An 18,642-nucleotide genomic window follows, 5' to 3' on the forward strand; every position below is an offset into this window, starting at 1 on the left:
GGTCTCGCCGTGACCGACGCCCAAGCTGCATTCGCCAAGCCCTCGCCCAAGCAAATGGCCGACGCCATCCGCGTCCTCGCCATGGACGGTGTCGAAAAAGCGAAGAGCGGCCACCCCGGCATGCCCATGGGCATGGCCGACGTCGCCACCGTCCTTTACTCGAAATTCCTGAAGTTCGACGCGAGCCGCCCCGACTGGGCCGACCGCGACCGCTTCATCCTGTCGGCGGGCCACGGCTCGATGCTGATCTACAGCCTGCTGCACCTGACCGGCTACAAGGACGCGACCCGCGAACAGCTGGAAAACTTCCGCCAGTGGGGCGCCAAGACCGCCGGCCACCCGGAATACGGTCACATGACCGGCATCGAGACGACCACCGGCCCCCTGGGTCAGGGCATCGCCAATTCGGTCGGTTTCGCCCTGGCTGAGCGCCACCTGGCCGCCCGCTTCGGTTCGGACCTGGTCGACCACCGCACCTGGGTCATCGCCGGCGACGGCTGCCTGATGGAAGGCGTGTCGCAGGAAGCCATCGCCCTGGCCGGTCGTCTGAAGCTGAACAAGCTCTGCGTCATGTGGGACGACAACGAAATCACCATCGACGGCAAGGTGTCGCTGTCGGACAACACCGACCAGCTGGCTCGCTTCAAGGCCTCGGGCTGGGCCGTCAAGGCCATCGACGGCCACGACCACAAGCAGATCCAGAAGGCCCTGGCCTGGGCGACCAAGCAGTCGAAGCCGACGCTGATCGCCTGCAAGACCAAGATCGGCAAGGGCGCCGCCACCATGGAAGGCAGCCACAAGACCCACGGGGCCGCCCTGGGCGCCACCGAGATCGCCGCCACGCGTCAGGCCCTGCACTGGTCCTTCGACCCCTTCGACCTGCCGGAAGGCATCCAGAAGGCCTGGGCCAAGGTCGGCAAGCAGGGCGCCAAGGCCCGTAAAGGCTGGGAAGCCCGCCTGCTGAACCACGCCCAGCGCGACGACTTCACCCGCGCCATGGCCGGCGACCTGCCCACCGGCGCCTTCGAGGCCCTGGACGCCAAGCTGAAGGAACTGGTTTCGAGCCAACCCGCTCTGGCCACGCGCCAATCCTCGGGCGAGGCGCTGGAGACGGTGTTCAACGCCATCCCCGAACTGATCGGCGGCTCGGCCGACCTGACCGGCTCGAACAACACCTTCGTCAAGAACACCCAGATCCTCGACGCGCCCGACTACGCCGGTCGTTACGTCAACTGGGGCGTGCGTGAACACGGCATGGCCTCGGCCATGAACGGCATGGCCCTGCACGGCGGGGTCATCCCCTACGCCGGCACCTTCATGGTCTTCTCGGACTACAGCCGCCCGGCCATTCGCCTGGCCGCCCTGATGGGCGTGCGCGTGGTCCACGTCCTGACCCACGACTCTATCGGCCTGGGCGAAGACGGCCCGACCCACCAGCCGGTCGAGCATCTGGCGGCCCTGCGCGCCATTCCCAACCTGATGGTCTTCCGCCCGGCAGACACCGTCGAGGCCCTGGAATGCTGGCAGGTCGCCTTGCAGCACAAGAAGACGCCGTCGGGCATGTGCCTGTCGCGTCAGAAGACCCCGGCTGTGCGTCTGACCGACGCGGGCGAGAACCTGTCGCGCAAGGGCGCCTACGAACTGAAGGCCGCCAACGGCGAGGCCAAGGTCACCCTGTTCGGCACCGGCACTGAAGTCGCCCTGGCGCTGAAGGCCGCCGAGACCCTGGAGGCCGAAGGCGTCCCGACCCGCGTCGTCTCGGTCCCCTGCTTCGAACTGTTCGAGCAGCAGCCCAAGGCCTATCAGGACGCCGTCATCGGTCGCGGCACTGTCCGCGTCGCCGTGGAAGCCGCGATCAAGCAGGGCTGGGAACGCTTCATCGGCGAAGACGGCGGCTTTGTGGGCCTGACCGGCTTCGGCGCCTCGGCCCCGGCCGAAGTCCTCTACCGCGAGTTCGGCATCACCGCCGAAGCCGTGGTCGAAGCCGCCAAGGCCCGGCTGTAAGCCAGATGCGCCGCCTCGCCCTCGTCCTTAGCTTCGGCTTGTCGATGGCGGGCGGCGCACCCGCCCTCGCTCAGACCGCCGCCCGCGTGGCGGTCGAGACGCCCGTCGTCATCGGCCAGTCCTACGCCCTGCCCTCCGCCGTCATGGGCCAGACGCGCGAGATCAACGTCTGGCTGCCGCCCGGCTATGACAAGGGCAGCCAGACCTATCCGGTCCTCTATGTGCTGGACGGCGGTCAGGATCAGGACTTCCACCACATCTCGGGCATCGCCCAGCTGGGGACCATCGTCGGCACGACCCGCGACGTCATCATCGTGGGCATAGCCTCGGTGGATCGCCGCAACGAGCTGGCCCTGCCGACCGAAAACGCCGAGCTGATCGCCCGCTATCCGACGCAGGGGCAGTCCGACCGCTTCCGCCGCTTCGTCGCGGAGGAGGTCCAGCCCTTCATCGAGGGCCGGTTCCGCACCAATGGCGAGACGGCCCTGATGGGCGAGTCCCTGGCCGGCCTGTTCGTGGTCGAGACCTTCCTGAAAGAGCCGCAGATGTTCGACGCCTATGTCGCCGTCAGCCCCAGCCTGTGGTGGGACGGCGGTCAGCTGGCGCGGCAGTCGGGGGCGCATCTGCGCGACCATTCCAACGACCCGCGCACCCTGATCCTGACCCTCGGCGACGAGGGCGAGGAGATGCAGGCGCCGATGGACGTCCTGACCGCCAACCTGCGCGATCACGCCCTGCCCGGCGTCACATGGGACTTCACCCCGCGCCCGAGCGAGAGCCACGCCAGCATCTATCACGGCGCCGCCCTGGACGCCTTCCGCCGCCTCTATGCGGTTCCTGCGACAGAGACCGCCCCATGAGCCATCTCGGCGCCGTCAGCCTGCTGGTCCGCGACTACGACGAGGCCATCGTCTTCTTCGTCGGCAAGCTGGGCTTCGACCTCAGCGAAGACACCGACATGGGCGGCAGCAAACGCTGGGTCCGCGTCACGCCCAAAGGCGGCCAGACGTCCCTGCTGCTGGCCCGCGCTGTCACGCCGGAACAGCTGGCCCGCGTAGGCGATCAGGCCGGCGGACGCGTCTGGCTCTTCCTCTACACCGACGACCTGATGCGGGACCACGCCGCCTGGCTGAAGGCCGGCGTCGTCTTCCGCGAAACGCCCCGTCACGAAGCCTATGGCAAGGTGGTGGTCTTCGAAGACCTCTACGGCAACGCCTGGGACCTGATCGAACCGACTACCGGAGCCTGACGTCATGAAGATCGGCACGCCGCTTACCGACCACGCCACGCGCGTCATGCTGCTCGGCTCAGGCGAGCTGGGCAAGGAGGTGGCCATCGAGCTGCAACGTCTGGGCGCCGAGGTGATCGCGGTCGACCGCTACGCCAACGCCCCGGCCATGCAGGTGGCGCACCGCAGCCACGTCATTCCGATGACCGATCCTCAGGTGCTGAACGGGATCATCATGGCCGAGGCCCCGCACATCATCGTGCCGGAAATCGAGGCCATCGCCACCGACGTCCTGGCGGCCATCGAGGCGGCGGGTCTGGCGCGCGTCATTCCGACCGCCCGCGCCAACCAGCTGACCATGAACCGCGAGGGCATCCGCCGTCTGGCCGCCGAGGAGCTGGGCCTGCCGACCAGCCCCTACGCCTTCGCCGGTTCCGCCGAGGAGCTGGCGGCGGGCGCCGAGGCCGTCGGCTTCCCCTGCTTCGTCAAGCCGGTCATGTCCTCGTCGGGCAAGGGCCAGTCCTATGTCGAAAGCGCCGAGGCCGTCGCCGACGCCTGGGCCTATGCGGAAGGCTCGGGTCGGGTCGCGGGCGGGCGGGTCATCGTCGAGGGCAAGATCGACTTCGACTATGAGATCACCCTGCTGACGGTGCGGTCGCTGCGCGACGGCGCGGTTCGCACCGACTTCTGCGCCCCCATCGGCCATCGCCAGCAGAAGGGCGACTATGTCGAAAGCTGGCAGCCGCAGATCATGAGCGAGGCCGCCTTGCAGGCGGCGCAGGACATTGCCGGCAAGGTCACGGACGCGCTGGGCGGCCTCGGCGTCTTCGGCGTCGAACTGTTCGTCACCGCCGATCAGGTCTGGTTCTCCGAGGTCTCGCCGCGCCCGCACGACACCGGGCTGGTGACGTTGGCCACCCAGACCATGAGCGAGTTCGCCCTGCACGCTCGCGCCATCCTCGGCCTGCCGGTGGACGTCACCCTGCGCGAACCCGGCGCCAGCGCCGTCATCTACGGCGGCCTGGAGGCTGAAGGCGTGGTCTATGAGGGCGTGGCCGAGGCCCTGTCAGTGCCGACCGCCGACCTACGCCTGTTCGGCAAGCCCGAGGCGTTCGAGCGTCGCCGCATGGGCGTGGCCCTGGCCCGCGGCGCCGATACGGATCAGGCCCGCGCACGGGCGGGCGAGGCGGCGAGCAAGGTCCGCGTCGTCAAACCCTGAAAAAACCCGGCAAAGCTTGCCCTGACTGTAAAATAAAGGCGCTGACCTTCGACTTTAGTCGGTTGGCGCCGGACCCCTAATGGGTTCAGAAATGCCGAAAGGTCGCACCCAAGCCGACCCGGAGGACCGTTTCGCCATGGGCAAGCTCAGGACCGCGCTGATTTTCGGCGCCATCGCCATACTGGGGGCGATCGCCCTCGCCGTCATCGCCCTGCACCAGGGCGAGAGCATCAGCGCCGTCTGGATCGTGGTCGCGGCGCTCTGCGTCTACGCCATCGCCTACCGCTTCTACGCCCGCTACCTGGCCGGAAAGGTCATGGGGCTGAACGCGAAACGGCCCACGCCCGCCGTGCGCCATAACGACGGGCTGGACTATGTGCCGACGCCCCGCAACGTCCTGTTCGGGCACCATTTCGCGGCCATCGCGGGCGCGGGGCCTCTGGTCGGGCCGGTGCTGGCGGCGCAGATGGGCTATCTGCCCGGCGTCCTGTGGATACTGGTCGGCGCCGTGCTGGCGGGCGCGGTGCAGGACATGATGGTCCTGTTCATGTCCACGCGCCGCGACGGGCGCTCGCTGGGCGACATGGTCCGCACCGAAATGGGCCCCATCCCCGGCATCATCGCCCAGGTCGGCGTCCTGATGATCATGGTCATCATCCTGGCCGTTCTGGCCCTCGTCGTCGTCAAGGCCCTGGCCGAAAGCCCCTGGGGCACGTTCACCGTCGCCGCCACCATCCCCATCGCCATCTTCATGGGCCTCTACACCCGCTATCTGCGGCCCGGCCGCGTGGGCGAGGTCTCACTCATCGGCGTGGTCCTGCTGATCCTGGCCATCATCGGCGGCGGTCATATCGCCGCTGATCCCTTCTGGGGTCCGGCCTTCACCCTGTCGGGCACCACCCTGGCCATCGCCATGATGGCCTACGGCTTCGTCGCCTCGGTCATTCCGGTCTGGCTGCTGCTGGCGCCGCGCGACTACCTGTCCACCTTCCTGAAGATCGGCGCCATCCTGGGCCTGGCCGTCGGCATCCTGATCGTGCGCCCGCACATCCAGATGCCCGCCATCACCCCCTTCATCGACGGCTCTGGCCCGGTCTTCTCCGGCGCCCTCTTCCCCTTCCTGTTCATCACCATTGCTTGCGGCGCGGTCTCAGGCTTCCACGCTCTGATCTCCTCGGGCACCACGCCCAAGCTGCTGGAGAACGAGAACCAGATCCCGCTGATCGGCTATGGCGCCATGCTGTGTGAGAGCTTCGTGGCCATCATGGCCCTGATCGCCGCCACGGTGCTGGACCCGGCCGTCTATTTCGCCATGAACAGCCCGGTCGCGGTGATCGGCGACAACGCCGTCTCGGCCGCCGCCGCCGTGGCCCAGTGGGGCTTCCACATCACTCCGGCTGAGCTGGAGCAACTGGCCCGCGACGTGGGCGAGCATTCCATCCTGTCGCGCGCGGGCGGCGCCCCGACCCTGGCTGTCGGCATGGCCCACATCCTGTCGAACGTCATCGGCGGCAAGGCCATGATGGCCTTCTGGTACCACTTCGCCATCCTGTTCGAGGCCCTGTTCATCCTGACCACGGTCGACGCCGGCACCCGCGTCTGCCGCTTCATGATCCAGGACCTGCTGGGCGTGGCCGTGCCCAAGATGCGCGAGACCAAGTCCTGGACCGCCAACGTCCTGGCCACGGCCCTGACCGTCGGTCTGTGGGGCTACTTCCTCTACACCGGCGTGGTCGATCCGCTGGGCGGCATCAACAGCCTGTGGCCGCTGTTCGGCATCGCCAACCAGATGCTGGCCGCCGTCGCCCTGATCCTGGGCACGGTCGTCCTGTTCAAGATGAAGCGCGAGCGGTTCGCCTGGGCCACGGCGGTTCCGGCGGTCTGGCTGCTGATCTGCACCCTGACGGCGGGCTTCCAGAAGCTGCTGCATCCCGACGTCAAGATCGGCTTCCTGGCCCACGCCCGGAAATATCAGGACGCCCTGACTGCCGGCGACCTGCTGGCCCCGGCCAAGACGGCGGGCGACATGCATCGCATCATCATCAACGACTACGTCAACTCGGCCCTGACGGCGGGCTTCCTGTTCGTGGTCCTGACCATGGTGGTTTACGGCGTGCGCGCCTGCCTCAAGGCCCGTCGGATCAACCACCCGACCGTGGTCGAGCAACCCGCCGCCCACGAACTGACGCTGGAGGACGAAGCCATGGACATCGCCCGTGCCTAGGCCCTCCCTCCAGGCGAAGGAACCGGCTGACAACGCAGACCTGCTCTGCGTCTGCCGCGATGCGCTGGTGCGGTGGGGCAAGGACGCCCGCCGCACCGCCAGCCTCATGGTCGGCCAGCCCGACTATGAGGTCTATGTCGCCCACGCCGAGGCGACCCACCCCGACCAGCCGCCGCTGGACCGCACCGCCTTCTTCCGTCTGCACGAGGCGCGGCGGTTCGGGGCGGGCGGCGCCTTCCGCTGCTGCTGAAGCGAAACGGTTACACCTGAACACACCTTGTTACGGCGGCGGGCTTGAATCACAGCGCCGATCGTCCGAGTAAGGCATCCAATCGAAATCGCCCTTGCTCAGGAGACCTCCCCCATGACCGTTCGCGTCGCCATTAACGGCTTCGGCCGCATCGGCCGCCTCGTGCTTCGCTCGATCGTCGAGCATGGCCGCACGGACATCGAGGTCGTGGCGATCAACGACCTGGGCCCGGTCGAGACCAACGCCCACCTGCTGCGCTACGATTCGGTGCACGGCCGCTTCCCCGGCACGATCACCTCGGGCGAGGACTGGATCGACGTCGGCACGGGCAAGATCAAGGTCACGGCCGAGCGCGACCCGGCCAACCTGCCGCACGCCGAGCTGAAGGTGGACATCGCCTTCGAATGCACCGGCATCTTCACCTCCAAGGACAAGGCCTCGGCCCACCTGAAGGCCGGCGCCAAGCGCGTCCTGGTCTCGGCCCCCGCCGACAACGCCGACAAGACCATCGTCTTCAAGGTCAACCATGAGACCCTGACCGCCGACGACATCGTCGTGTCCAACGGCTCGTGCACCACCAACGCCCTGGCCCCGGTGGCCAAGGTGCTGAACGACCTGTTCGGCATCGAGCGCGGCTACATGACCACCATCCACGCCTACACCGGCGACCAGCCGACGCTCGACACGATGCACAAGGACCCGTACCGCGGTCGCGCTGCTGGCCTGTCGATGATCCCGACCTCGACCGGCGCCGCCAAGGCCCTGGGCCTGGTCCTGCCGGAACTGAAGGGCAAGCTGGACGGCTCGTCGATCCGCGTCCCGACCCCGAACGTCTCGGTCGTCGACCTGAAGGTCGTCGCCGGTCGCGACGTCACGGTCGAAGAAATCAACGCCGCCCTGCAAGGCGCCGCCGACGGCGCCATGAAGGGCGTTCTGGCCACGACGACCGACCCACTGGTCTCGATCGACCTGAACCACATCGCCGCTTCGTCGACCGCCGCCCTGCCGCAAACGCAGGTCGTCGACGGCAAGCTGGCCCGCGTCCTGACCTGGTACGACAACGAGTGGGGCTTCGCGACCCGCATGGCCGACACCGCCCTGGTGATGGCCAAGTTCCTGTAAGCTAAGATGCTATGGCCCTCTCCCGCTGGGAGAGGGCTTGAGCGCCCAAGAGCCGAAGGCGATTGGCTGCGCGAAAGGGTGAGGGTCGGCGCGATGACATCGAAACGCACCGCCTTCGCTCGCTCCCTTCGGCAAGACGCGGGGCTGGCCGAACAGCGCGCCTGGGCTTTGCTGAGAAGCGGACAGATCGACGACCACAAGTTCCGTCGCCAACATCCGATCGGACGATACGTGGCGGATTTCGCCTGCGACCGTCTGCGGCTGGTGATTGAGATCGACGGCGGCATCCATGATCGGGACGAGGTCGTGACCCTCGATCACCTGAGACAGACCGAACTGGAAGCCCTGGGCGGGACCGTTTTGCGCTTCACCAACGCCCAGGCGTTGAGCGAACCGGAAGCCATCACCGCCGCCGTTCGTGCACACGCCCGCTTGATCGCGCCCTGACCACGGCTTACGCCGACTGATACGTACGCCCCTCATCCGGCCCTGCGGGCCACCTTCTCCCACAGGGAGAAGGAAGACCTGGAACTTCATCATGACCTTCCGCACCCTCGACGACGCCGCTGACCTGTCCGGCCAGACCGCTCTGGTCCGCGTGGACTTCAACGTGCCGATGGAGGGCGGCAAGGTCACGGACGACACCCGCCTGAAGGCCGCCCTGCCGACCATCCACCGCCTGCGCGAAGCGGGCGCCAAGGTCGTCCTGCTGGCCCACTTCGACCGGCCCAAGGGCGAGCGGGTCCCTTCCATGAGCCTGCGTCCCGTGGTCGAGCCGCTGGAGCTGCTGCTGCACGGCCCCGTCCGTTTCGCCGACGACTGCGTGGGTGATGAGGCCAAGGCCGCCGTCGCCGACCTGGACGCCGGCGGCGTGCTGCTGCTGGAGAACGTCCGCTTCCACAAGGGCGAGGAGAAGAACGACCCGGCCTTCGCCGCGCAACTGGCGGAACTGGGCGACCTCTACGTCAACGACGCCTTCTCGGCCGCCCACCGCGCCCACGCCTCGACGGAAGGGTTGGCCCGCCTGCTGCCCGCCTATGCCGGTTGCGCCATGGCGCGCGAGCTGTCGGCGCTGGACGCGGCGCTGGGCAATCCGCAGAAGCCGGTGATCGGCATCGTCGGCGGCGCCAAGGTCTCGACCAAGCTGGACCTGCTGAAGAACCTGGTCGCCAAGCTGGACTACCTAACCATCGGCGGCGGCATGGCCAACACCTTTCTGCACGCGCAAGGCGTCGATGTCGGCGGGTCGCTGTGCGAAAAAGACCTGGCCGACACAGCGCTCGAAATCATCGAGGAAGCCCGTCAGAAGGGCTGCGAACTGCTGCTGCCGGTCGACGTCGTGGTCGCCAAGGGCGTGAAGCCAGGCATCGAATCGGGCGTCCGCGCCCTGGACCGTATCGCCGCCGACGACCTGATCCTGGACGCCGGGCCTGAAACCGTCGCCCGTCTGGCCCGCGCCATGGACCTGTCGAAGACCCTGATCTGGAACGGCCCGCTGGGCGTGTTCGAGGTCCCGCCCTTCGACAAGGCCACCGTAGCCGCCGCCAAGCACGCCGCTGAACTGGCCAAGGCCGGTAAGCTGGTCGCCGTGGCCGGCGGCGGCGACACCGTTGCGGCCCTGAACCACGCCGGCACGGCCGACGACATGACCTTCGTCTCCACCGCCGGCGGCGCCTTCCTGGAGTGGATGGAGGGCAAGGTCCTGCCGGGCGTCGAGGCCCTGCGCGCCTGACCTGACCTCTGGTCGAGTTTTCCGACCCCGCCTCCTGCAGAGGCGGGGTTTTCCTTACCTTCCGCTTTAACGAACGCCGGATTGGTCTGGTGACCCGGCGTGACTTCCTCGGCCCTCCGGGCTAAAGCCTCCGCAAAACAATATCGGTTCAGGAGACTACCCATGGCGCGCATCACGCTGCGACAGCTGCTCGACCACGCGGCGGAACACGACTACGGCCTGCCCGCCTACAATATCAACAACATGGAGCAGGGTCTGGCGATCATGGAGGCGGCCCATGAGGTCAACGCCCCGGTCATCATCCAGGCCTCGCGCGGCGCCCGCAACTACGCCAACGACATCATCCTGGCCAAGCTGATCGACGGCCTGGCCGAACTCTATCCGCACATCCCGGTCTGCATGCACCAGGACCACGGCAACGGCCCGGCCACCTGCGCCACCGCCATCCAGTACGGCTTCACCTCGGTGATGATGGACGGCTCGCTGGAAGAAGACGCCAAGACCCCCGCCTCCTACGAATACAATGTCGACGTCACCCGTCGCGTCACCGAAATGGCCCACTCGTGCGGCGTCTCGGTCGAGGGTGAACTGGGCGTGTTGGGTTCGCTGGAAACCGGCATGGGCGAGGCCGAAGACGGCCACGGCTTCGAAGGCAAGCTGGACCACTCACAACTGCTGACCGACCCGGATCAGGCCGTCGACTTCGTCAAGGCCACCAAGGTCGACGCTCTGGCGATCGCGATGGGCACCTCGCACGGCGCCTACAAGTTCACGCGCCAGCCGGACGGCGACGTCCTGGCCATGAATGTGATCGAGGAGATCCACCGCCGCCTGCCCAACACCCACCTGGTGATGCACGGCTCGTCGTCGGTGCCGCAGGACCTGCAGGACATCATCAACGCTTACGGCGGCCAGATGCCCCAGACCTGGGGCGTGCCGGTCGAGGAGATCCAGCGCGGCATCAAGCACGGCGTGCGCAAGATCAACATCGACACCGACAACCGCATGGCCATCACCGGCGCCATCCGCAAGGTCCTGGCCGAGAAGCCCAGCGAGTTCGATCCGCGCGCCTATCTGAAGCCCGCCAAGGAAGCCATGCGCAAGCTGTGCATCGAGCGCTACCAGCAGTTCGGCTGCGAAGGTCAGGCGTCCAAGATCAAGCCCCTGTCCACCGCCCAGATGGCCAAGCGCTACGCCGCCGGCGAGCTGGACCCGCGCATCGGCTGATCCGCTCTGCCAGCGCTAGACTGACTGAAACGCCCGCCTTCGTTCCGAAGGCGGGCGTCTTCGTTTTCACCAGACCCCGTAGCGTCCGCCGATGGCGCCGATCACCGCCCGCGCCTCGATCTCGGCATAGCGCAGCTCTTCCTCCGCACGGCGCGCATCGCGGCGCGCGTCCTGAAGCTCGCCGCGCACCTCGCGGATACGGTCGCGAATGCGCTCGCGCTGCTCGTCCGTCAGCCCCTCTTGGCGCAGTTCGCGCTGCTTGGCCTCCAGCTTGTCCTCGCGGCTTTCGATGCGGCTGATGGCCGAGTTCAGGGCGCTTTCCGCCGAGGACACCGCCTGCTCGACGACGTAGATTCGCCGCCCGTCCTCATAGGCGGGCAGGAAGTCGCGCTCCTCGGCCGGCGAACAGACGCCGCCGTAGCTGTTCCCCTGCCGCCCCTGCCGGAAGCCGCTCTCCCAGGTGCAATAGGTCCGCAGCCCATCCTCGCGCGCCGACAGATAGGCGCTGGGATTGGGCGCCGCCCCATATTTGGCGCAGGCCTGGGCATGGTCGTCCAGCCGGCTGGGCCGATAGCCTGACAGCCCGTCCTGATAGCCCTTCTCGCCCCAGGCTCCGACCAGACACTGTTCCTTGGTCATGGTGGTGCAGCCAGCCAGAACCACAACGCCCGTGGCGGCGATGGCGGCGGCGATCACAAACCTCATGTCCCTCTCCAAAGCTGGGCCGCGACACAGGACGACATGACGACCCGCCCCGCAAGCCATGCTATCTCGCCCTATGGCCGATGAACCTTTGCTGACGGAAGACGACGACGCGGAAATGCTGGAAGCGCGCATCGACGCGCCCGGCGTCCGCCTCGACAAGGCCCTGGCCGCCGCCTTCCCGACCCTGTCGCGCGCCCGGCTTCAGGCCTTGCTGGCCGAGGGCGCCGTGCGCCGCGACGGCCAGCCGATCACCAGCGGCTCGGCCAAGGCCCAGGCCGGGCTCTACGCCGTCGTCATGCCCCCGGTCGTCGCCGCCACGCCCCAGCCGGAGGCCATCCCGCTGACCGTCCTGTTCGAGGACGCCGACCTCATCGTCATCGACAAGGCCCCCGGCATGGCCGCCCATCCGGCGCCGGGCTGCGAGACCGGCACCCTGGTCAACGCCCTCCTCGCCCACTGCGGCGACAGTCTGTCGGGCATCGGCGGCGTAGCCCGCCCCGGCATTGTCCACCGACTGGACAAGGACACCTCGGGCGTCATGGTCGCCGCCAAGAGCGACCGCGCCCACCAGGGCCTGTCCGCCCTGTTCGCGACCCACGACATCGAGCGCACCTACATCGCCCTGACGCGCGGCGCCCCCACGCCGGAAAGGGGCCGCATCCAGACCCTGATCGGCCGCTCGCCCCACGACCGCAAGAAGATGGCGGTGCTCAAGGCTGGGGGGCGCGAAGCCGTCACCGACTATGTGGTGCAGCGCACTTTCGGCCAGCCGGCCAAGGCCTCCGGCGCGCCGATGGCCGCCCGCGTCGCCTGCACCCTGCACACCGGCCGCACCCACCAGATCCGCGTCCACATGGCGTCGAAAGGCTCGCCCCTGCTCGGCGACCCCGTCTATGGCTCGGGCAGCCCCGCCGCCCCCGTCCGCGCCGCCGTCGCCGAGGTCGGCCTGACCCGCCAGGCCCTGCACGCCGCCGTCCTCGGCTTCATTCACCCGGTGACGGGTCAGGCCCTGCGTTTCGAAACGGCCCCGCCAGAGGACATGCTGCGCCTGGAAGCCCTGCTCGCGGAGCTTTAAGCGTGCATCCTCGCCCGATTTGATCAGCAACCCACACTGTGCTAATAGGCACGTAACGGTGCAAGTGGCGCCGGGGTCACAGTCACGCTTTCGTGTGACGATCCGCCCCTACAAATCGGGGCAACCCATCGCCACTTGGATCGGTTGAGGGGTGAGGCGATGGCGCACGCATGTGGTCATGGCCGTGGCGCCTGCTCTTTGCTTATCGGTCGGAGGGACCACGTCTAATGGCTAATTCGACACTCGCGGTGATGTCGCCTGAACAGGGACTGTCGCGCTATCTCACGGAAATCCGCAAGTTTCCGATGCTCACCAAGGACGAGGAGTTCATGCTCGCCAAGCGTTGGAGCGAGCACCAGGACCCCGAAGCGGCCCACCGCCTCGTCACCTCGCACCTTCGTCTCGTGGCCAAGATCGCCATGGGGTATCGCGGCTACGGCCTGCCGATCGGCGAAGTGATCTCCGAGGGCAACGTCGGCCTGATGCAGGCCGTCAAGAAATTCGATCCCGACAAGGGCTTCCGCTTGGCGACCTACGCCATGTGGTGGATTCGCGCCTCGATTCAGGAATACATCCTGCGCAGCTGGTCGCTCGTGAAGATGGGCACCACCGCCGCGCAGAAGAAGCTCTTCTTCAACCTGCGCAAGGCCAAGAGCCAGATCTCCGCGTTTGAAGAGGGCGACCTGCGCCCCGAACACCTCGCCGCCATCGCCACCAAGCTGGGCGTGTCGGAAGAGGAAGTCACCAACATGAACCGCCGCCTCAGCGGCGACGCCTCGCTGAACGCGCCCCTGCGCGCCGACGGCGAAAGCGAGTGGCAGGACTGGCTGGCCGACGACAATGCGGTGTCTCAGGAAACGGCCCTGGCCGACTCCGAGGAAAAATCCATCCGCATGAGCCTACTCGAAGAAGCCATGCAGGAACTGACTGACCGCGAGAAGCACATCCTCACGGAACGCCGCCTCAAGGACGATCCGGTCACGCTGGAAGAACTCGCCGGCCAGTACGGCGTGTCGCGCGAACGCGTGCGCCAGATCGAGGTCCGCGCCTTCGAAAAACTGCAAAAAGCCATGCGCGCCGCCGCCGAAGAGCGAAACCTGGTCGACGCATAAGCGCTCAAGCAGCCGAAGGCGTTAGCGCAAGAATCTGCACCTTCTCCCCTTGTGGGAGAAGGTGGCTCGCGCAGCGAGACGGATGAGGGGTGTCAGCGCGACGTCTGCCCCTTGAGAATGAGCCGAAGAGTGGTCGCCCACTCCCCTTCAATCGCTCATCCCGGCGAAGGCCGGGATCCAGATTGTAAGGCGCATTGCTGACAGCTGGTGGCGCAATCGCGCCCCTTGAAGCCAGCGCTTCTGTCATTCGATCTGGATCCCGGCCTTCGCCGGGATGAACGAATTCGAAGTAGCCAAGGCGGAAGACCTACCCCGCCCGAGACAGGCTCTCGGGCGAGGCCAGGGCCAGGACAGCGCCAACCGGCCCGGCCAGCGTCGCCTTGGTCGGCGCACCCGCCGCCAGCAGCGTCTCCAGCCCCGCCGCCGCAATGGCCAATGATGCGTCGCCTGTCTTGATGGCCAGGGCCTTCAGCGTCTCGGCCTGCTGCTTGATGGCGCGCACCGCCTGCATCGGATCACTGTCAAACTGTGCCATGGCCGAAGCCAGAATGCGCATCGCCTGATCCTTGACCGCCACGACCGCCTCGGCCGCCGACGCCGGCTTGTCCGCCTTGCGCTTGCCCGGCCCAGCATAGTCGTCCGAGTTGAAGCGACGACGGTCCGGCCCGATGTAGCCCACCGCCTCGACCCAGTCGCGCGGCTTGGTGGCCAGGTTCTCGACCCGACGGAACAGGTCGCCGCTGGTGAAGGGCTTTCTCAGAAACTCATGCACGCCGGAATCCCGCGCGCCCTTGATGCTGCTGGCGGTGGCCTCGGCGGTGACCATGATGATCGGCACGCGGCGGCATGACAGGCTGGAGCGGCGGATGCGCCGCGCCAGGGCCTCGCCGTCCAGGCGCGGACCCGAGCGCTCGGTCAGGATCAGGCCAGGCTCCATCTCGCGCGCCAGATCGATCACCCGCGCCTCATCGCTCTCGATCGCGACATCGCGCGATCCAAAGCCCTTGAGCAGGTCCGACAACAGACGCGCAGCCGCCGGATTATGATCGACAATGACCACCCGGCGCACGACCGGGGCGATCTTCTGCATCGTCTTGGCGTCTAAAGCGAACACGGCTCGGCTCCATCTGGAGCCAAGAAGGTAAACTCAGGGGGTTAAGGGGCCGTTTCCCTTTTCGGGACGCGGCCCCCTATCCTCAACCTCACCCCTGGAAGGGATCACGCATCAGGATGGTGTCGTCCCGCTCGGGGCTGGTCGACAGCAGGGCCACCGGCGCGCCGATCAGTTCCTCGATCCGACGCACGTATTTCAGCGCGTGGGCGTTCAGATCCTTGAAGGTGCGGACGCCGGCGGTGCTCTCGCTCCAGCCTTCCAGTTCCTCGAACACCGGCTCGGCCGAGGCCTGGGCCTTCAGGCTCGACGGCAGGTAGTCCAGCACCTCGCCGTTGATGCGATAGCCGACGCAGATCTTCAGCGTCTTCAGACCGTCCAGCACGTCCAGCTTCGTCAGAGCGATGCCGTCGATGCCGTTGATGGCCACCGACTGGCGCACCAGAACCGCGTCGAACCAGCCGCAACGCCGCGCCCGTCCGGTGTTCACCCCCACCTCGCGGCCCACGACCGCCAGATGCTCGCCGACCTCGTCGTTCAGCTCACAGGCGAACGGGCCCTCGCCGACGCGGGTCGTATAGGCCTTCACAATGCCCAGCACATAACCGACGCCGCGCGGCCCGATGCCCGAGCCCGCCGCCGCCTGACCGGCCACGGTGTTGGAGGACGTCACATAGGGATAGGTGCCGTGATCCACGTCGAGGAAGGCGCCCTGCGCCCCCTCGAACAGGACGCGCTTGCCGTCCTTCTGGGCCTGATCCAGGACGCGCCAGGCCGGCTTCACATAGGGCAGGATCTTCGGCGCGATCTCCAGCAGTTGCGCCAGCAGCGCCGCCGGGTCGATCGGCTCCAGCCCCAGACCCGCCCGCAGCGGATCGTGGTGCGAGCGCAGACGCTCGATCTTGATCTTCAGGTCGTCTTCGTTGGCCAGGTCGCAGACGCGGATGGCGCGACGGCCCACCTTGTCCTCATAGGCCGGGCCGATGCCGCGGCCGGTCGTGCCGATCTTGGCGCCCGGCGCGCTGGCGGCGGCCTCGCGCGCCACGTCCAGAGCCGGGTGGATCGGCAGGATCAGACAGGCGTTGTCGGCGATGGTCAGGATGTCGGGGCTGATGGCCACGCCCTGGGCGACGATCTTCTCGATCTCGCCGACCAGATGCCAGGGATCAACAACCACGCCGTTGCCGATGATCGAGGGCTTGCCCTGCACCACGCCCGAAGGCAGCAGCGCCAGCTTGTAGACCTTGCCATCGACGACCAGCGTATGGCCGGCGTTATGGCCGCCCTGGAAGCGCACCACCATGTCGGCGCGATTGGACAGCCAGTCCACAATCTTGCCCTTGCCCTCGTCGCCCCATTGGGCGCCGACTACTGCGACGTTCGCCAAGATCGTTTCTCCGCAATCCAGAATGCGGTGGGAGCCTATAACCCCTGAATCGTCCGGAGTCGCCCCGACAGCGCAGAATTATGCGCTCAGTTCACTGACCGCCGTCGCAAACGCCCATTCCAGCCAAGGCGTTGCATCCACGACGTCCGCCGTCTCGACCGTGCAGCCGCACCACAAACGCAGCCCCGGCGGGGCGTAACGGTGCGGCTCCATGTCGAACACCGCGCCTTCGTCTTCCAGCAAGGCCTTGAACCGCTTCACAAACGCCTTCTGCCCCGCCTCATCCAGGGCCGCGACGCGGGGATCGGTGAATTTCAGGCAGACCGAGGTGGTCGAGCGGATTTCCGGCCGGTCGGGAAGCATGGCGACCCATTCGGTCCGCTCCACCCATTCCGCCAGCGCCGCGTAATTCCGCTCCGTGCGGCGGATCAACTCCGGCAGACCACCCGCGCCCTTGGCCCACTCCAGGGCATCGATCCAGTCCTCGATGGTCAGAATGGAATAGGTGTTGATCACCACCCCGTCCGCCAGGGTCCGGTCGAAACCCTTCTTGTCGGTCAGGCGCAGCACCTTGGGGATCGACCGCTCGGGACGATAGGTATCCAGCCGTGCCACGGCGCGGGGCGACAGCACCATGACGCCGATGCCCGCCTCGCCGCCCAGCGCCTTCTGGAAGCTGAAGGTCGTCACATCCAGCTTGTCCCACGGCAGGTCCATGGCGAACGCCGCCGAGGTCGCGTCGCAGATGGTCAGCCCCTCGCGGTCGTCGGAAATCCAGTCGGCGTTGTCGACCCGCACGCCCGAGGTCGTGCCGTTCCACGGAAACACCACGTCCTTGCTGGGATCGACGCGGCTCATGTCCGGCAGCTCGCCCCAGGGCGCCGTCAGCACCTCGGGCTCCAGCTTCAGGTGATCGCGCACGTCGGTCGCCCAGACCTGACCGAAGTTCTCATAGGCCACGACCTGCACCGACCGCTCGCCCAGCATGCCCCACAGCGCCGCCTCGACCGCGCCCGTGTCCGAGCCCGGCGTGTAGAGCAGCACATAGTCCTCTGGCGGGCTCAACACCTCCCGCGTCAGCCGCAAGCCATAGGCGAACCGCTCCACCACCTCCGGCGCGCGGATGCCGCGCCCCAGCAGGTTGGTCGGCAGCCCCGCCAGCGACCACCCCGGACGCTTGGCCGTCGGACCGGCGGAGAACCACGGGCGAGCAGGCTTGGCGTCAGGCTTGGCAACGGCTTGGGCGATCATCGTCGTATCCGGCTTGGGGAGGAGATGTAGGGTCGGCTCAGCGTCCGGGCTTGTAGGGCCGCTTGTCGCGCCACTCGGTCGCGAACCGGATCAGCTCGTCGTCGGGCGTCTCCGGAAGGGTCACCGCCAGCTTGGCCAGCAGGTCGCCGCGCTTGCCGCCGACATAGGCGCCGCGTCCCTTGAGCCGCAGCACCTTGCCGCTGTTCGAGCCCTTGGGGATGGTCATCATCACCGCGCCTTCAGGCGTCGGCACCTGGATCTTGCCGCCCAGAACCGCGTCCGGCACCGACACCGGCAGGTCCATGGTCAGGTCCGCCCCGTCGCGCTTGAACACAGGGTGCGGCGCGATCTTCAGTTCGATCAGGGCGTCGCCCGCCTGGCCGCCGCGTCCCGGCGCGCCCTGGCCCTTCAGCCGGATCACCTGGCCCTCGGACGCGCCCTTGGGGATGACCACGTCCAGCATCCGCCCGTCCGAGAACTGGATGCGGCGCGTCGTGCCGGCGATGGAGTCCTCCAGACTGATGTCCAGCGTCGCCCGCACGTCCTGGCCCTTGCCGCCGCCGAAGCCGCCGCGTCCCGCCGTGCGTCCGCCGCCGCCAAAGGCGCCGAACAGTTCTTCAAGGTCGATGTCCTCGAACCCGCCGCGTCCGCCCGACCCGCCGAATCCGCCAAAGCCGCCCGAGCGCCCGGTGCCGCCGCCCGGCGGCGCGCGATACTGCTCGCGCCCGTCGGCGTCGATCTCGCCGCGATCGTACTTGGCCCGCTTCTCGGCGTCGCCCAGCAGGTCGAAGGCCGCCGTGATGCGCTTGAACCGCTCCTCGGAGACCTTGTCGCCGGGGTTCTTGTCCGGGTGCAGTTCCTTGGCCAGCTTGCGGAACGCCTTCTTGATCTCGTCCGCGCTCGCGCCTCTGGCAACGCCCAGTTCCTTGTAGGGATCGCCAGCCACGTTCGCTTCACTCCGACATCAGAAAGGACCAGAGCGTCAGTTAAGCCAT

Annotated in this window: 17 protein-coding genes; 12 read left to right on the forward strand and 5 right to left on the reverse strand. The window is 67.6% G+C overall.

The window, feature by feature from the left end; all coding sequences use genetic code 11:
• Positions 1-54 precede the first annotated feature (54 nt).
• The 10 genes from tkt to fba all read left to right on the forward strand — a co-directional run bounded on the left by tkt (position 55) and on the right by fba (position 11,006).
• Positions 55-2,004: a transketolase gene (gene tkt / locus HNP51_RS09355; protein WP_221415894.1), complete on the forward strand. Its 1,950-nt coding sequence runs from the start codon at positions 55-57 to the stop codon at positions 2,002-2,004.
• A gap of 5 nt (positions 2,005-2,009) precedes the next feature.
• Entirely contained in the window at positions 2,010-2,864 is an 855-nt protein-coding gene (locus HNP51_RS09360) for an alpha/beta hydrolase (RefSeq protein WP_184270107.1), read from the forward strand.
• The gene (locus HNP51_RS09365) at positions 2,861-3,253 is read left to right on the forward strand and encodes a VOC family protein (protein WP_184270105.1); all 393 of its coding nucleotides are present in this window, start codon (positions 2,861-2,863) and stop codon (positions 3,251-3,253) included. The genes HNP51_RS09360 and HNP51_RS09365 overlap by 4 nt, the downstream gene beginning before the upstream one ends.
• Before the next feature lie 4 nt (positions 3,254-3,257).
• Positions 3,258-4,451, forward strand: coding sequence for a formate-dependent phosphoribosylglycinamide formyltransferase (gene purT / locus HNP51_RS09370; RefSeq protein ID WP_184270103.1), 1,194 nt, complete (start codon positions 3,258-3,260; stop codon positions 4,449-4,451).
• 91 nt (positions 4,452-4,542) lie between these two features.
• Positions 4,543-6,675, forward strand: coding sequence for a carbon starvation CstA family protein (locus HNP51_RS09375; protein ID WP_311769944.1), 2,133 nt, complete (start codon positions 4,543-4,545; stop codon positions 6,673-6,675).
• On the forward strand, positions 6,668-6,925 hold the full coding sequence (locus HNP51_RS09380; protein ID WP_311769943.1) for a YbdD/YjiX family protein: 258 nt from the start codon (positions 6,668-6,670) through the stop codon (positions 6,923-6,925). Before HNP51_RS09375 ends, HNP51_RS09380 begins: the two co-directional genes overlap by 8 nt.
• Before the next feature lie 114 nt (positions 6,926-7,039).
• Positions 7,040-8,047 (forward strand): type I glyceraldehyde-3-phosphate dehydrogenase, encoded by a 1,008-nt coding sequence (gap, locus tag HNP51_RS09385; RefSeq protein ID WP_184270101.1) that lies wholly within the window; start codon positions 7,040-7,042, stop codon positions 8,045-8,047.
• Between the two features lie 93 nt (positions 8,048-8,140).
• Positions 8,141-8,494: an endonuclease domain-containing protein gene (locus tag HNP51_RS09390; protein ID WP_184270099.1), complete on the forward strand. Its 354-nt coding sequence runs from the start codon at positions 8,141-8,143 to the stop codon at positions 8,492-8,494.
• Positions 8,495-8,585: 91 nt separating this feature from the next.
• A complete protein-coding gene (locus tag HNP51_RS09395; RefSeq protein ID WP_184270097.1) occupies positions 8,586-9,779 on the forward strand; it encodes a phosphoglycerate kinase in 1,194 nt (397 codons plus the stop codon).
• Between the two features lie 162 nt (positions 9,780-9,941).
• Positions 9,942-11,006, forward strand: coding sequence for a class II fructose-bisphosphate aldolase (gene fba / locus HNP51_RS09400; protein ID WP_184270094.1), 1,065 nt, complete (start codon positions 9,942-9,944; stop codon positions 11,004-11,006).
• Positions 11,007-11,072: 66 nt separating this feature from the next.
• Here the strand turns inward: fba and HNP51_RS09405 are convergent, their stop codons facing one another.
• Entirely contained in the window at positions 11,073-11,711 is a 639-nt protein-coding gene (locus tag HNP51_RS09405; protein WP_184270092.1) for a DUF2799 domain-containing protein, read from the reverse strand.
• A gap of 73 nt (positions 11,712-11,784) precedes the next feature.
• Between HNP51_RS09405 and HNP51_RS09410 the strand changes: the two genes are divergently transcribed.
• The gene (locus tag HNP51_RS09410) at positions 11,785-12,786 is read left to right on the forward strand and encodes an RluA family pseudouridine synthase (protein ID WP_184270089.1); all 1,002 of its coding nucleotides are present in this window, start codon (positions 11,785-11,787) and stop codon (positions 12,784-12,786) included.
• Positions 12,787-13,013: 227 nt separating this feature from the next.
• A complete protein-coding gene (rpoH, locus tag HNP51_RS09415; RefSeq protein WP_114818671.1) occupies positions 13,014-13,898 on the forward strand; it encodes an RNA polymerase sigma factor RpoH in 885 nt (294 codons plus the stop codon).
• Between the two features lie 307 nt (positions 13,899-14,205).
• On the opposite strand, the gene HNP51_RS09420 is transcribed toward rpoH, so the two are convergent.
• The 4 genes from HNP51_RS09420 to HNP51_RS09435 form a co-directional block, all read right to left on the reverse strand.
• Entirely contained in the window at positions 14,206-15,012 is an 807-nt protein-coding gene (locus tag HNP51_RS09420) for a two-component system response regulator (RefSeq protein WP_184270086.1), read from the reverse strand.
• An 88-nt stretch (positions 15,013-15,100) separates the two neighbouring features.
• Positions 15,101-16,396 carry an adenylosuccinate synthase gene (locus HNP51_RS09425; protein ID WP_184270083.1) on the reverse strand — a complete coding sequence of 432 codons (1,296 nt, stop codon included), beginning with the start codon at positions 16,394-16,396 and terminating at the stop codon, positions 15,101-15,103.
• A gap of 78 nt (positions 16,397-16,474) precedes the next feature.
• Entirely contained in the window at positions 16,475-17,647 is a 1,173-nt protein-coding gene (locus tag HNP51_RS09430) for a phosphoserine transaminase (RefSeq protein WP_184270080.1), read from the reverse strand.
• 37 nt (positions 17,648-17,684) lie between these two features.
• Complete coding sequence (locus tag HNP51_RS09435) at positions 17,685-18,593, reverse strand: DnaJ C-terminal domain-containing protein (RefSeq protein WP_184270078.1); 909 nt, start codon at positions 18,591-18,593, stop codon at positions 17,685-17,687.
• Between the last annotated feature and the right edge of the window lie 49 nt (positions 18,594-18,642).

The sequence above is a fragment of the Brevundimonas bullata genome, assembly GCF_014207965.1.
GTDB classification, from domain to species: domain Bacteria; phylum Pseudomonadota; class Alphaproteobacteria; order Caulobacterales; family Caulobacteraceae; genus Brevundimonas; species Brevundimonas bullata_A.